The sequence below is a fragment of the Agarivorans sp. JK6 genome (assembly GCF_045277145.1).
In the GTDB taxonomy this organism is placed as follows: Bacteria; Pseudomonadota; Gammaproteobacteria; order Enterobacterales; family Celerinatantimonadaceae; genus Agarivorans; species Agarivorans albus.
The window spans coordinates 1005325-1019320 of record NZ_CP113525.1 but is presented as its reverse complement, the minus strand read 5'-3'; the positions used below and the strand labels follow the sequence as shown (position 1 = coordinate 1019320).

The window sequence follows — 13996 nt, the reverse complement described above, 5'->3', positions numbered from 1 at the left end:
TTGTTTCTCCTATACCCGTCCGAGGGCAAAGCCCTTGGCTACGTGGTTTCTAACAAACCAAATTACTAATACGCCCGGCAAAATAGTGAGCACACCCGCTGCCGCTAATACGCCCCAATCGATGCCCGAGGCACTCACTGTTCTGGTCATTACTGCGGCAATCGGTTTGGCGTCTACCGAAGTTAAGGTTCTAGCTAACAGCAGCTCTACCCAACTGAACATGAAGCAGAAGAAGGCGGTTACCCCAATGCCAGAGCGAATAAGCGGAATAAAAATCTTGGCGAAGAAGCGTGGAAAGCTGTAACCGTCGATGTAGGCGGTTTCGTCTATTTCGCGTGGCACGCCCGACATAAAGCCTTCGAGGATCCACACCGCTAACGGCACGTTAAACAAACAATGCGCTAGGGCCACAGCAATGTGGGTATCAAACAAACCTACCGATGAGTAAAGTTGGAAAAACGGCAGCAAAAATACTGCTGGCGGTGCCATTCGGTTAGTGAGCAACCAAAAGAACAGGTGTTTGTCGCCAATAAAACGAAAGCGCGAAAAGGCATAAGCAGCCGGTAGCGCAACCGCCAAGGTAATCACCATATTGAGTGATACGTAGTAAATCGAGTTCACATAACCCATGTACCAGCTGGCGTCGCTAAAAATGGTGGCATAGTTGGCAAAGGTAAAATGCTCTGGCCAAAAACTAAGCCCACCGAGTATTTCTTGATTACTCTTAAACGACATAATCACCAGCCAATAAATCGGTAACAGCAGGAACAAGATATAGGCACTCATCCCTAGTGTTTTTTTCATATTCATAATTGCATCCTTTCGCAGTACTTACTTGCTGTCGTTATGAGTCATAGCGGTGTAAAACAGCCAGCTGACTAACAAAATGATTAAGAAATAAATGATCGAGAACGCCCCTGCTGGTCCAATATCAAATTGGCCTACCGCCATTTTAGTGAGGGTTTGGCTGAGGAAGGTGGTGGAGTTACCCGGCCCGCCGCCAGTAAGCACAAAGGGCTCGGTGTAAATCATGAAGCTGTCCATAAAGCGCAGCAGTACGCCAATTAGCAATACGTTTTTAAGCTTGGGAAGCTGGATAAAACGAAATACAGCCCAGTTAGAAGCGCGGTCTATTCGCGCTGCTTGATAATAGGCATCGGGAATAGCCCGTAAGCCGGAATAACACAGCAAGGCAACCAGCGATGTCCAATGCCATACATCCATCAGCAATACGGTAAACCACGCATCCATAGGGTTGGCGGCATAGTTGTAATCGATGCCGAGGCTATTAAGTGCCCAACCAAATAGGCCAATATCGGCGCGACCAAAAATTTGCCAAATAGTACCCACTACATTTAGTGGTACTAGCAGCGGCAAAGCCAATACCAGTAAACACACCACAGAGCCTGGGCCACGGGAGGGCATCATTAAGGCCACCAAAATACCTAAGGGAATTTCGATTAATAACACCGAACCAGAGAAGATAAATTGGCGAATTAAGGAGTCGTGCAAACGGGTATCGTTAAGGATTTCGCGATACCATTCGGTGCCCACAAAGTAACGGGTATTGGCATCAAAAATATCCTGTATTGAATAGTTCACCACGGTCATTAAGGGCACAATGGCGCTAAAGGCCACCAGCGCAAACACGGGCAGTACCAAGTACCACGCTTTATTGGTATAGGGTTTAATCATGATGTGCTTCCTTGGCGATCAAGTATTCGTCGATATAGAGCATCAACCATTGCTCGGGAAAACTGATATAGGCGGTTTGATGAGGGACTTTTTGGTCTTCTTGCAGGCGCGCTTTAATCACCTGCTCACCCAGTTTTAAACTTAGGATTTTGTAGGTGCCTAGGTCTTCAACAAACAGCACCTCGGCTTGGTAGGCATCGCCATTGGGTTTATCCCATACATGCACAAACTCCGGGCGAATACCCACTTTTAAGTTGGTGGATTGGCTAGCATTAACCGCGTTTAGCTCGTGTTCATTTAAAGCGATACTTTGCTCACCAAAACATACGCCCTGCTCACAGCGTTCTACTTCCATTAAGTTCATGCCTGGGCTGCCAATAAAGTAGCCCACAAAGGTATGATTAGGCTGCTCGAACAGTTCTCGAGGGGTGCCAAACTGCACCACTTGGCCGTTGTACATCACCGCTATTTTGTCGGCAAAAGTAGAAGCCTCTAGCTGATCGTGAGTGACGTACACCATGGTGATATTAAACTGCTCATGAATTTGCTTGAGCTTGCGGCGCAGCTTCCATTTAAGGTGGGGGTCGATAACCGTAAGTGGCTCATCAAACAAAATGGCCGATACGTCGTCACGCACTAAGCCACGACCCATCGAGACTTTTTGTTTTTCGTCGGCGCTTAAGTTGGCGGCCTTTTTATTGAGTACCGCGGTGAGATCGAGGATCTCGGCAATTTCGCCCACTTTAGACTGCACCTTGGCTTTACTAGCGCCCATGTTGCGTAATGGAAAGGCCAAGTTATCGAACACCGTCATGGTGTCGTACACCACCGGAAACTGGAACACTTGGGCAATGTTGCGCTCTTGCGGCGGAATGTCGTTTACTCTTACGCCATCAAACAAGACCTCTCCGTCTGAAGGTTCTAGCAAGCCTGAGATAATGTTTAATAAGGTGGACTTGCCGCAACCAGATGGACCCAGCAAGGCGTATGCACCGCCCTTTTGCCAAACATGGTTCATTTCGCGAATCGCATATTGGGGTTGTTCGGCCTGCTTGTCGTAACAATGCGCTAAAGACTTAAGTTGGATCTCAGCCATGATAATGATCCTCTATACGACGGCTTGACGCTTGAATAAGCTCACCGGCATGGTCAAATACATGCAACTTATGGGTTGGCACATAAATTTTTATTTTTTCGTCAACGTGGTAGGAATGAACGCCAGAGAGATGCAGCACTAATTGGAAGTGCTCGTTACGTACGTGCAAAAAGGTTTCGGAGCCGGAGATTTCTGCTAGCTCAACTTGAACCGAAATCTCTAAATCGTCATCATTTTTGGGCAGTAAACTTAAATGGCTAGGGCGAATACCAAACTGGTAGTTCCCTTCTCCCAAAGCTTTTAAGTCAGCATTAAGCGGGAAGTGCACTTTGTCATCAAAGGTCACTTCGGTAGCGCTCATTTTGCCAGCAATAAGGTTAATCGGCGGCTCGTTAAACAAAGCAGCTGCGGTAACATTGCAAGGCGAATGGTAGGTATCGGCGGTTGGGCCGCTTTGAATCACCCTGCCTTCGTGCAAGATAGTGGTAGTGCCGCCTAATGCTAGCGCTTCGTTAGGTTCGGTGGTGGCATACACCGCAATGGTATTGCGCTGCGCAAATAACTCACGCATTTCCTGGCGCAACTCTTCGCGTAACTTGTAATCTAAGTTCACCAAGGGCTCATCAAATAAAATGATGTCTGCATCTTTAATTAAGGCCCGCGCCATGGCGGTACGTTGCTGCTGTCCACCAGAGAGCTCTAAAGGCAAGCGAGACAAAAATGGCGTAATACGCAGCATTTCGGCCGTTTCCATTACCCGCTTCTTAATGGTGGTTTCCGACTCATTAGCTAAGCGTAAAGGCGAGGCAATGTTGTCGTAAACGCTCATATTGGGGTAGTTAATAAACTGCTGATAGACCATCGATACATTGCGCTCTTGTACAGATACGCCGGTAACATCTAGGCCATTCATTAACACTCGGCCTGTATTAGGTTTATCTAATCCGGCCATTAGCCGCATTAAACTGGTTTTGCCTGATAAGGTGCGGCCCAGTAATACGTTAAACGAGCCGGGCTCAAAACTGAGATTGGCTTGGTTAATGTAATACTGGCCATCGACCATCCTTGTTACGTTTTCCAATGTCAGTGACATGGGCGGGGGCTCTCCTTATTGTTCTGTGCTGAACAATGTTCGCACTCTGTTCAAATTCGCAAATCTACGAAGCTTATTGCCAGAGTTATGCCAAGCTCACCAATAAATCCTAACCCATTGTTTTAATTAAACTTAATAAACACAGCAGCATTTACTTTAATAAAAACATGTTCATTTAGTGTGATCAATGTGAACATTTTGTTAATCGATTTTGACCAATTAATGTTCGTATGCGAAAGTGCCTGCCTAACACTGTTCACTGCTAAACAATGTGATGCTGATTTAAGGATTGAGATGAGCGAGAAATCACAGTGGTATATAGAGCATGAAGCCCTAATTAAGAGTTCTTGGCAGCGCTGTCGAGAATCTGGCTTAACCCATCATAGTGAGCCAAACGTAGTGCATAAATCTGCGGGGGATTTGTCGTGCCTATTGGAACAGCATCATCAATTACTTGAGACAACCCACCATCAAGTACTGCCGTATTACGAGAACTTGCTAAGCAACAGCAATAGCCAAGTTATGCTGGCAGACCATCAAGGCTATGTATTAAAAAGTTGGGGGGAGCAACGCTTTAAACAGCAGCATCAAGAAATCTTTTCACCAGGCACTGGCTGGCAAGAGCCAGTGCTAGGCACCAACGCCATTGGCACCGCCTTAAAAACTGGCAGTGTTGTGCAAATTCATCATGACGAGCACTTTTTAGTGGCCAACCGTTTTATGACCGGTTCTGCAGCGCCCATTTATGGGGTTGATAGAGAGATGGTGGGGGTGATTGATATCTCTAGCGATACTTACCTGCCGGAGTCTCATACCCTAGGCATGGTTAAGATAATGTCGCAAGCGGTTGAAAATCAACTGATTATTTCCCACTTCAATAGCGAGCACTTTTTGCTGCGTTTTAATACTAGCCCCGAAAACATCGATAGCCAGTGGTCGGCACTGATTGTATTTGATGAAACTGGCTTAGTGATTTCGGCCAATCGCCGTGCAGAATTAGTGCTAGCCACCCACTTGAAGTTAGTGAATATAAGCGAGCTATTTGAAGTAAGCGTTAACCAATTGATTAACCAGCCTGAGAGCTTTCAAGTTCCGCTGATTACACGTCAGCAGTTTAGGGTGCATGGGGTTTTACATAAACCTAAGCAAGCAAAACCACGAGTATTAGATTTTAGAACCTTGCTTAAGCCCGAGCAGAACAAGGCGCAACACATTTCTGATAAACAAGCATTTTTGCTCGACGACCTTAATTTAGGTGACCCGGTAATGGCTAAGGCCGTGGCACAAAGCAAACGCATTGTAGATAAAGAGATCCCCATTTTGATCCGCGGAGAAACAGGGGTAGGAAAAGAGGTGTTTGTAAAAGCGCTGCACCACTCAAGCCAACGCAGCAAACAAAATATGGTAACGGTAAACTGTGCGGCGATTCCCCAAGAGTTGGTGGAATCGGAACTGTTTGGTTATGAAAAAGGCGCGTTTACTGGCTCTAGCAACAAAGGTTATATAGGGCTGATCCGCAAAGCAGATAAAGGCACCCTCTTTTTAGATGAAATTGGCGATATGCCCCTAAATGTACAGGCGCGCTTATTAAGAGTATTGCAGGAGCGCAGAGTAAACCCCTTGGGCAGTACCGAGTCTTACCCGGTAGATTTTAAGCTAGTTTCAGCGACTAACCGAAACTTAAAAGATGATGTAGAAGCAGGCAGTTTTCGCCAAGATTTATACTACCGCGTGAGCGGTTTAAACATTGAGCTACCGGCGCTTCGTCACCGGAGTGACCGACAACACCTGATCCAGTTTTTGCTAAATTACTATGCAGAAACACCGCAAGACGCCTTAATTACAGAGCGTGCAATGCATAGCTTTTGCCAGCACCCTTGGCCTGGCAACATTCGCCAGCTAGTAAGTGTTATTCAAATCGCCCAAGCGATGTCGGATAACCAAGCCATCGATTTACAACATCTACCCGACGACTTTTTTGCCGACCTTGATGGCCAAGTCACTAACGTAGAACAGTTTACTCCAAGCTCTTCGCAAACTAGCTCTGGGCCAGAACAAGTTAAACCGCCAAATAGTGATGACATAGTCGCGGTTTATCAGTCACTTTCTTGCAATATATCCAAGACAGCTCAACAGCTTGGTATCAGTCGCAATACGGTTTACAAGCGTTTACGAGAATCGGGTTACAAATAGCGCATACCTCCTGAGAGTGCCGCTCTCACCATATTTTAGCTAAAGCATTAATATATAAAAGATTATATTAATATTATTTAACGCAAAACTAGCTTGTCTGCTAAAGCTTTCCACTTTTCTCTATGTCATATTCACCTCTTTAGAGGTATTCAGTAAATCGGGAACAAGCAATCTCGCACTTTCAAATACCCGCTAAGCCTTTGGCAATTTAACCAGTTCTAAACTCACTGACAATTTAAGGAGTAAATAATGTCAGAAATGCAAAATGCAGTCACCGAAGCACCTCTATCTGCTAGCGATGAAGCCGCTAAAACCAGCGCATTAATAGGCTATGGTTTAATGATTCTAGGTTTGTTTACCGGTCTGTTTTGGATCGTGGGCGCTATTTGGGCCATGGTGAAAAAAGCGGATGCAGCAGGTACCCTGTTTGAGGATCACTACTCAAATATTATTAAAACCTTTTGGTGGGGTTTTGGCCTGTCGATTATTGGCTTTGTATTAGCATTTGTAATCATAGGGTATTTTGTACTGTTAGGTGTTTGGATTTGGTCAATCTACCGAATCATTAAAGGCCTAGCGAAGATAACCTCTAACAAGTCGTACTACTAACATACAAAAAAGGGAGCACAAGGCTCCCTTTTAAATCTGTTCACAACTCTAGTTTAATACATCCAATTGCACTTGATAGTTACAAGTGCCACCCTCTAGATCTAACCTATAACGGTCTTCCTTGTATTCAACCGCATCAATGTCATTCCAGTTAATGATACTAATACTTGGTGTTGCAGGCGCTATTGGGGTGATTTTTAAGTTACCCGCAATAATAGAACCGTCGGCTTGTACAATCGGCTCTTCCGGCAGGTTAATTTGCCAAATAGTAGAAACCGTGTCGGCTACAACACATTGGTCAGTGACCATAACTTGATCGGCACTAAATCGAATCTCACGCTGCCACGAGGTAATTGAATCATAGGCGGGATACACACCGGTTAGGTCCATATTGATGGTAGTAACATCACCATCAACCTGATGAGTCATACTGCCCTCGGTACCGCGCTTCTGCGGAATGATTTCTCCAGCCTCTTCAAAACGTAGGATGTTGTGCTGATCACTAAGTTGATGAATTCCGCTGTGTGACCAAATATTTTGGGTTACCGCTAAAAACTCATTTTTAAACAAGGTGAATGAGCCTTGGTCCTGATGAGCATGCGATTCATCGTAAATACCCGCAACGGCCGATAACCAGCTTGCATCGGCATCCCAAGACGATCGAACAAATAGGTGGCCAGCGCTAGAAGAGTAATACAGTAAATCACTTGGCACTATTTGATTGAGCTCTTGCTGCAACAAAGTAGTATGCAGGTTGAAGCCAAAACGCATTGGGTCAACGGAATTATTAGCTAACCACCAACTGCCACGCTTCGCTGCATCACTACCAATATTTAGCGAAGAAGCACGCTGCATTAAGCTTTCGTGATAATCAAACAGTACCGGGAATGAGACCCGAGATTGGTCGCCAATTGGCGCAAAATGCGTTAAGTCTGGAGTAGTAGCGTGGATCCAGTAATCGATGGTTTGTTTTGTATGCAAAGACTCAAGTGATAGGTCTTCCCCGGTAGAGTCTCGCCAGATGATGTACAGCTCAAATAGCTTACCCTGAGCTACTCCATAGCCAGTCCCCTCACGGCTACCACCACCAGCAAACTGCGCATAATACTCCACTAGCTTTGGCAGTTTGTCATCTCTGAGTAGATTAAGCCAAGTTTCGTTTTCGTCCACTAAACCCCAAGTCATGGTGGCTTTTAAGAAACTGAAGTGATAATTGTTGCCTGGATTAGTGGTTGCCCAGCCGCTCCAAGGGAAACTATTACCGCCCCACTGTGCATCTGCATGGTTCCACACATTCCAAATAGCCTGCTCGGCGTAGTTTTTCCAACGCGTTTTTTGGCTATCGCTAAGCAAGTCATAACCATAGTCGTAAACGTAAGCCAGCTCAGAGATAAAATCGCCTACGTAAAGATAAGAATCAAACGAAGTTTTTGGTTTGTCGTTTGCAGCAATCAGGGCTTCTGCCGCAACGACTTGCTCTTCTACATCTTCAATTGCTAACTCAATGTATTTTTTATCTTGAGTTAGGTAATACATGTAAACCGCATCGGTAGGCGAAAATCCATACCCCGGATTACCATCAACCGCTTGGTCGACCCAACTTGCAAAGCGGCTATAATCTTGCCCGGCAAAGCGTAAGTGTTCTATCGATGCCAGAGACAGTTTGTGGTTAGTGGCAGCTGGCGCCAATACTTCAACTTGAATGTCTGCTTGTTGGCCCTGCCAGCTGGCAGTGCAAATGGCTTGGCCAACCTGATTGGTGACTAGAAGCTGCTGAGCATCTACTGATACTACACTGCTATCGCAAGCCCACTGCACATCGCTTAGTGAAGCTTTCACAGAGCCATCACTATAGCTAGCGTTAACTTGTAAGCTTTGCTTCGAAGCTAAAGGAATATCAATGGGTCCAGCAGGGTTAATGCTAATACTGCTTAAGGTAGCGGGCGCAGACACGACAACCTCAAGATCAGCACTCAGGTTTTGCCAAGTAACGCTGCACGTGGCTTGTCCTGCTTGTTCGGCGGTAAGTTGCTGGGCATTAATACTTACTACATTGCTATCACAAAGCCACTGCGCATCACTGCTCACTGCTTGTTGAGAGCCGTCATTAAAACTGGCGATAACTTCTAAAGCTTGTTGATCGTTAAGCGTTAGAGCAACCGGACTAACTGGGGAAATAGTAAGGCTTTCAGCAATAATCTCATCAGAGCGAACCGTAAAATCCACTACCAAACTCAATGACGACCAAGCAAGGCTGCAGTTTGCTTCACCTTCTGAATTTGCTGTCACATAACTAGATTCACTAATGCTTACTGCTTCAGAGTTACATTGCCAGTTAAGCTTGAATGGGGTGAGATTTCGAGTAACACCATTGTCGTAAACTAAGTCCAATTCCAATTGGCTAGTCGCGCCTTCGGCTAGGTTTGTTTCCCCTGCTCGCAGCACAATAGCTTGTGCCACAGCAGCAGCCCCCGTGTCTGGAGTTTGCTGTTGAGCAGATGGCTCATCTCCACCACCTCCACATGCCAAAAGTAACAGTGGCGAGCAAGCTAACGCAGCAACTCTAATACAATGTGCCAAAGGCTTACTGACTTGAAAAATCATATAACTTCCCTGTTTACCTTTTATAACTAATGCTGTCGCCAACTATGACTCAACAATGTTAAATAATTGCTAACCAAGCCATCATGAATAATATGACTAGAGCTCTCTTGCCGCTCCAATAGCAACATTTAGCGAATCAAACATCAAACTTTGCTAAAAACAAATTATTAACAAAACACTCTAAACGTACCGAACAGTTGACGGAGTTTTTACTAAAAAACTTTCAGATGAACTGATAATCATTAGTGATTGCTTAATACCGCGTAATAACTAATGTTAAGGTGAACAGGGATGATATGAGAGATAAGTCAATAGCGCAAACCAAAGGTTTACGCCAGTGATGAAAATTTGATCTTGGTTATACCATAGCATCTATTGCAGCTTGCGCTAGAGCAGCATCGTCTTGCTCACTCATGCCGCTAATACCAATGGCGCCGATCACATTTCCATCTTGGTAAATCGGCACACCACCCTGAATACCGGTAAAACGAGGATCCGTCCAATAACCCATGTCTTTACCAGTTTCTTTTGCCCATGCTGCTAAGTTGGCTGTAGGCTGGCGATCACGCGCTGCGGTATACGCTTTGTTCTGGGCTAGTACAGCGGCATGAAAAGCCACATTGTTCATTCGAGAAAAGCTTACTAACTCGCCGTGAGCATCAACCACTGCAACTGCAATGCTCACTTGTTTTTCGTCAGCTAAACGTAAGGCTTGCACATTTAAGGCACTGGCGAATTCAAAGGTAATATCCATAAATAATCTCAAAAGTGATAGTTAAGTTATTCCAGAGTCTAGAAAGATTAGTGCTTAAAGCCAACGCTTAGGGCGCAAATTTGTCGCACTATAGTATGGAATATAGTCATTTAATTCGTAACATAAAGGCTTTCTGTAGGCGGGTGATATTGCTAGCATGGTCTTTCTTCACCTAGCAGGGACAACGATGAATAAAGTTGCACTCGTCACCGGTTCTAGTCGTGGCATTGGCGCTGCTACCGCTTTGCTGCTGGCGCAACAAGGCTATGCCGTTTGTATTAACTACAAACAAAACCAAGTAGCTGCTAACACGCTACTGAAGCAAATCCATGCCTTAGGTGTTCCTGCAATGGCTTATGCTGCTGATGTAAGCCAGGAGCAGCAAGTTGATAAACTGTTCGCTGCCATTGACCAACAACTGGGCGCCATTACCGCCTTAGTTAACAATGCTGCCATGTTGCTACCACAAAGCTCGTTGGTGAATATGGATCAGGCCCGCATCAATCAGCTGCTAACTACTAACGTAACCAGTGCCTTTCTGTGCTGTAAATATGCCATTAAGCGCATGGGCAGCAGTTATGGTGGTACTGGAGGGGCCATTGTTAATGTGTCTTCGGCCGCAGCTCGCATAGGCTCTCCCTTCGAATACATCGATTATGCAGCCAGTAAAGGTGCCATAGATACTCTCACTAAAGGGCTTTCCTTAGAATTAGCCGAGCAAAAGATTAGAGTGAATGGGGTGCGGCCAGGCTTTATTGATACCGACATGCATGCCGATGGCGGCGAACCCAACCGAATTGAACGCGTCCGCAGCGCCATTCCCATGCAGCGTGCCGGTCAGCCTAGCGAAGTTGCCGAAGCCATTGCGTGGCTGCTTTCAGAACAAGCTTCTTATATCACGGGTAGCATTGTCGACGTTGCTGGTGGGCGATAAAACACCGAAATGCCAAGTGCTTAATAACACTAACAAGGACCATTAAATGGCCAAAGATCCTCGAATAATCGATAAACGTATTCCCTTTGTAATGGCTTTACTAATTGGCCTTTTTTGTTACTACACCTGGGCGCCTAATAGCCCTTTTAAACAGATAGAAAGCCTTTCTTTAGAACACGCCCTAGCGCATCAACAATCAGCTTTGGTTGAAGGCGATATTCTGGTTATTGGCACCACTAATAACCAGCAAGAGGTCTTAGCTAAAAGTGCTGAAGGCAAATTACTCACAATCAACTTCAATCAACAACCAACACCCAGTATTGGTAGTTTTTGGCAGGTAAAAGGCATGCTTAGCTGGCCCGAGAATGCCCCCTTACTCAAAGTTTCTCAAGCAAGTAACCCAACTAAACAATCAGCAGATTGACGATAAACTGCGCTAACGCAAGGTTGTATATAAGCATGTGCTTAATAATGGCTTAAGTCGTTATTAAAAAGGGCTATATGATGACTCAGCAACAAGGAAAGTACCTATTATATGCCGTTATATGCATAGGTTTATTATTGGTGCTAGTGGGAGTAGCTTTAGCTATGTTCTCTAACATCAGCGTTTCCATGGGCGTAACTGGGGTACAAATAATCGCAGGTATTATTGGCTTAGGCTTGCTGTTAATGGTGCCCAGCAAAATTATCCTCACCCTAATACTGATGAAAGCAAAATCAAAAAGCTAAGCCCAGTTATCTATTATTGATTTATAGGCTAGATCAGCGAGCAAACAGCTCGACCATTGCCCGCAATTTGCCACTTTGTTCAGCCAACAGATGATTAGCTTCGCTAGTATGCTGGCAACGCTGCAAGGTTTGCTGAGTTTGCTGGCTAATGGCAGAAACATTGCCACCAATTTCACTGGCAACCGAAGCCTGCTCCTCAGTCGCATTGGCAATTTGACTAATGCGGCTGCGAATTTCTTCCACTGTTTGGGTAATCTGCATAATTGCATCGCCGGCATGGGCAGCTTGATCAACACTGCCCTGAGCCGCCTTGCTACCTTGCTGCATCACTTTCACCGCTCTTTCTGCCCCGGTTTGTAGCGTTGCTACTATGCTTTGAATTTCTTCGGTAGAACTTTGCGTGCGGCTAGCTAAGGTTCGCACTTCATCAGCCACCACCGCAAACCCTCGCCCCTGTTCGCCCGCTCTAGCTGCTTCGATGGCAGCATTTAAAGCCAGTAAATTGGTTTGTTCGGCAATGCCTTGAATAACCGTTACAAAGGAACCAATTTGCTCACTTTCTTGAGCTAGCGAAGCGATCACTTCGCTGGCGGTATCAATTTCTTTAGCCAGCAGGTTTATTTGGGCGATGGTGTCGTTAACTTCTTGGTGGCCTTGGCGCACCTGCTGATCGGCTTGGCTGGTTTGCTCCACGGTTTGCTGGACGCTCGACGATACCTCTTCAACACTACTCGCCATTTGGCCAATGGCGCTAGCGACTTGCTCAACCTCATTTTGCTGCGAGTCCATATCGGTGTATACACCTTCGGTTGCGCTAGATGCCTGAGCCGCCACCTTATCCAGTTGCTGAGCAGAATCACTGACTCGCCAAATTAAGGTTTGTTGTTGATGATCCAATAAAATATTGGCTAATTGCAATTGCCCTAGTTCATCGCAGCGCCCGGTGTAAATCCATTGCGCCACGGGATCATCAATAGTTTGTTTACTGCTGGCGGCTAAACTGCGGATCGACGCACTTAGCATAGTGGCTAACAACACGCTTAGCCCCATAATTACCAATGCTGCGATGAGCCCACTGCCCAAAGACAATAGCGAGTTAAATAGGCAAAATGCCAACACCAATAATCCAGGTAAGGCGAAACTTAAGCTATAGCGGCTTAATATATTGATCCCGCGCTCCAAGCGGGAAATAGGTGCCTGACCTTGATTGATACGCTGATACAAACGATCAGCGCGTTTTACTGCCTCGGCATTAGGTTTTACTCTCACCGACTGGTAACCCTCTATCTCACCTTTACTAGAGAGCATGGGAGTGACAAATGCATCGACCCAGTAATTATCACCGTTTTTGCAGCGATTATTCACAATCCCCATCCACGGCTTGCCGCTTTCAATTCGATCCCAAAGCATCTTGAAGGCCACTTTTGGCATTGCAGGATGGCGAACAATGTTATGTCCATGAGTCACCAGCTCATCGTTGCTATAACCGCTAATGTCTACAAAGTCTTGATTAGCGTAGGTAATTACGCCTCGAGGATCGGTAGTTGAAACGATGTGTTGATGCTCAACCATCTTGCGCTCGTTTCCAGTAAGAGAGGTTCCCCTAGGCATAAACAATCCTTTAATCACTAGCCGTGTGTTTGGCTTATTTTTAGTTGATGTGTTTATAAATTATTGACAACAAATAGATAACTCGCCAACAACAAACACTTAAAAAACATAACTTTTTGGATTATCTCTATTTGGACAAGCAACACAATATTAGGCTGTAGAAAATGCGAAGGATAGAGCAAAAACTTTAGAGCTAAGAATAAGCCCTAAAGTTTTAAAGATATTGGATTTAGTTAAATGTGCTGTTCAAGCCACTGCTGCATAGCTTGAGCTGGCAATGCACCCGCTTGTTGGCTTAATAATTTGCCATTTTTGAACACCATTAAAGTAGGAATAGAGCGAATTTGATAACGCTGCGCTAGTGCTTGTTGCTCCTCGGTATTCACTTTTAAAAACTGTGCGCGATGAGCAAACTGCTGAGCAGCTTGCTGGTAGGCCGGTGCCATGCTTTTACAAGGGCCACACCACGATGCCCAAAAATCGACAACTACCGGTAACTCGCCACCTAGGTGCTTACTAAAGCTTGTTTCGGTAACATCAATCGGCTCACCACTAAATAAGGCTTGCTTACATTTGCCACATTTGGCTTGCTCAGCAACTCGCGTCACAGGTAAGCGATTGCCTGCTTGGCAACTAGGGCACACCACAATCAGTGATTCAGACATCTATCTACTCCTA

13 protein-coding genes are annotated in these 13996 nt (G+C 45.5%); 5 read left to right on the top strand and 8 right to left on the bottom strand.

Features of this window, described 5'->3' with window-relative positions:
* Nucleotides 1-9: 9 nt before the first annotated feature.
* From OV592_RS04810 to OV592_RS04795, 4 genes are read right to left on the bottom strand one after another with little or no spacing between them, the layout of a single operon-like run.
* Nucleotides 10-810, bottom strand: a complete 801-nt coding sequence (locus OV592_RS04810) for a carbohydrate ABC transporter permease (RefSeq protein WP_016401346.1) — start codon at nt 808-810, stop codon at nt 10-12.
* Between the two features lie 21 nt (nt 811-831).
* On the bottom strand, nt 832-1695 hold the full coding sequence (locus tag OV592_RS04805) for a carbohydrate ABC transporter permease (protein WP_016401347.1): 864 nt from the start codon (nt 1693-1695) through the stop codon (nt 832-834).
* Nucleotides 1688-2791: an ABC transporter ATP-binding protein gene (locus tag OV592_RS04800; protein ID WP_338624370.1), complete on the bottom strand. Its 1104-nt coding sequence runs from the start codon at nt 2789-2791 to the stop codon at nt 1688-1690. Before OV592_RS04800 ends, OV592_RS04805 begins: the two co-directional genes overlap by 8 nt.
* The gene (locus OV592_RS04795) at nt 2784-3884 is read right to left on the bottom strand and encodes an ABC transporter ATP-binding protein (protein WP_406610594.1); all 1101 of its coding nucleotides are present in this window, start codon (nt 3882-3884) and stop codon (nt 2784-2786) included. The genes OV592_RS04800 and OV592_RS04795 overlap by 8 nt, the downstream gene beginning before the upstream one ends.
* Nucleotides 3885-4178: 294 nt before the next feature.
* On the opposite strand from OV592_RS04795, the gene OV592_RS04790 reads away from it, so the two are divergent.
* Both OV592_RS04790 and OV592_RS04785 read left to right on the top strand, forming a co-directional pair.
* Complete coding sequence (locus tag OV592_RS04790) at nt 4179-6077, top strand: sigma-54-dependent Fis family transcriptional regulator (RefSeq protein WP_406610593.1); 1899 nt, start codon at nt 4179-4181, stop codon at nt 6075-6077.
* Nucleotides 6078-6326: 249 nt separating this feature from the next.
* Entirely contained in the window at nt 6327-6686 is a 360-nt protein-coding gene (locus OV592_RS04785) for a putative membrane protein (RefSeq protein ID WP_016401351.1), read from the top strand.
* 48 nt (nt 6687-6734) lie between these two features.
* Here OV592_RS04785 and OV592_RS04780 read toward each other — a convergent pair whose 3' ends face one another.
* Both OV592_RS04780 and OV592_RS04775 read right to left on the bottom strand, forming a co-directional pair.
* Nucleotides 6735-9290, bottom strand: coding sequence for a hypothetical protein (locus OV592_RS04780; RefSeq protein ID WP_406610592.1), 2556 nt, complete (start codon nt 9288-9290; stop codon nt 6735-6737).
* Between the two features lie 358 nt (nt 9291-9648).
* Complete coding sequence (locus tag OV592_RS04775; RefSeq protein WP_220718815.1) at nt 9649-10044, bottom strand: heme-binding protein; 396 nt, start codon at nt 10042-10044, stop codon at nt 9649-9651.
* A 187-nt stretch (nt 10045-10231) separates the two neighbouring features.
* Between OV592_RS04775 and OV592_RS04770 the strand changes: the two genes are divergently transcribed.
* From OV592_RS04770 to OV592_RS04760, 3 genes are all read left to right on the top strand, one after another.
* Nucleotides 10232-10978, top strand: coding sequence for an SDR family oxidoreductase (locus tag OV592_RS04770; RefSeq protein ID WP_406610591.1), 747 nt, complete (start codon nt 10232-10234; stop codon nt 10976-10978).
* A 46-nt stretch (nt 10979-11024) separates the two neighbouring features.
* Complete coding sequence (locus tag OV592_RS04765; protein ID WP_406610590.1) at nt 11025-11402, top strand: hypothetical protein; 378 nt, start codon at nt 11025-11027, stop codon at nt 11400-11402.
* Between the two features lie 77 nt (nt 11403-11479).
* Nucleotides 11480-11707 carry a hypothetical protein gene (locus OV592_RS04760; RefSeq protein WP_215426376.1) on the top strand — a complete coding sequence of 76 codons (228 nt, stop codon included), beginning with the start codon at nt 11480-11482 and terminating at the stop codon, nt 11705-11707.
* Nucleotides 11708-11740: 33 nt separating this feature from the next.
* Here the strand turns inward: OV592_RS04760 and OV592_RS04755 are convergent, their stop codons facing one another.
* Together OV592_RS04755 and trxC are read right to left on the bottom strand one after the other, a co-directional pair.
* Entirely contained in the window at nt 11741-13318 is a 1578-nt protein-coding gene (locus tag OV592_RS04755) for a methyl-accepting chemotaxis protein (RefSeq protein WP_406610589.1), read from the bottom strand.
* 233 nt (nt 13319-13551) lie between these two features.
* Nucleotides 13552-13983, bottom strand: a complete 432-nt coding sequence (gene trxC, locus OV592_RS04750; RefSeq protein WP_406610588.1) for a thioredoxin TrxC — start codon at nt 13981-13983, stop codon at nt 13552-13554.
* Nucleotides 13984-13996 lie beyond the last annotated feature (13 nt).

Excerpts from the sequence above, each read along its gene's own strand:
- OV592_RS04810 (WP_016401346.1), bottom strand. The coding sequence starts at position 810 with ATGAATATGAAAAAAACACTAGGGATGAGTGCCTATATCTTGTTCCTG.
- OV592_RS04760 (WP_215426376.1), top strand. The coding sequence starts at position 11,480 with ATGATGACTCAGCAACAAGGAAAGTACCTATTATATGCCGTTATATGC.
- OV592_RS04805 (WP_016401347.1), bottom strand. The coding sequence starts at position 1,695 with ATGATTAAACCCTATACCAATAAAGCGTGGTACTTGGTACTGCCCGTG.
- OV592_RS04770 (WP_406610591.1), top strand. The coding sequence starts at position 10,232 with ATGAATAAAGTTGCACTCGTCACCGGTTCTAGTCGTGGCATTGGCGCT.
- OV592_RS04780 (WP_406610592.1), bottom strand. The coding sequence starts at position 9,290 with ATGATTTTTCAAGTCAGTAAGCCTTTGGCACATTGTATTAGAGTTGCT.
- OV592_RS04765 (WP_406610590.1), top strand. The coding sequence starts at position 11,025 with ATGGCCAAAGATCCTCGAATAATCGATAAACGTATTCCCTTTGTAATG.
- OV592_RS04790 (WP_406610593.1), top strand. The coding sequence starts at position 4,179 with ATGAGCGAGAAATCACAGTGGTATATAGAGCATGAAGCCCTAATTAAG.
- OV592_RS04800 (WP_338624370.1), bottom strand. The coding sequence starts at position 2,791 with ATGGCTGAGATCCAACTTAAGTCTTTAGCGCATTGTTACGACAAGCAG.
- OV592_RS04785 (WP_016401351.1), top strand. The coding sequence starts at position 6,327 with ATGTCAGAAATGCAAAATGCAGTCACCGAAGCACCTCTATCTGCTAGC.
- trxC (WP_406610588.1), bottom strand. The coding sequence starts at position 13,983 with ATGTCTGAATCACTGATTGTGGTGTGCCCTAGTTGCCAAGCAGGCAAT.
- OV592_RS04795 (WP_406610594.1), bottom strand. The coding sequence starts at position 3,884 with ATGTCACTGACATTGGAAAACGTAACAAGGATGGTCGATGGCCAGTAT.
- OV592_RS04755 (WP_406610589.1), bottom strand. The coding sequence starts at position 13,318 with ATGCCTAGGGGAACCTCTCTTACTGGAAACGAGCGCAAGATGGTTGAG.
- OV592_RS04775 (WP_220718815.1), bottom strand. The coding sequence starts at position 10,044 with ATGGATATTACCTTTGAATTCGCCAGTGCCTTAAATGTGCAAGCCTTA.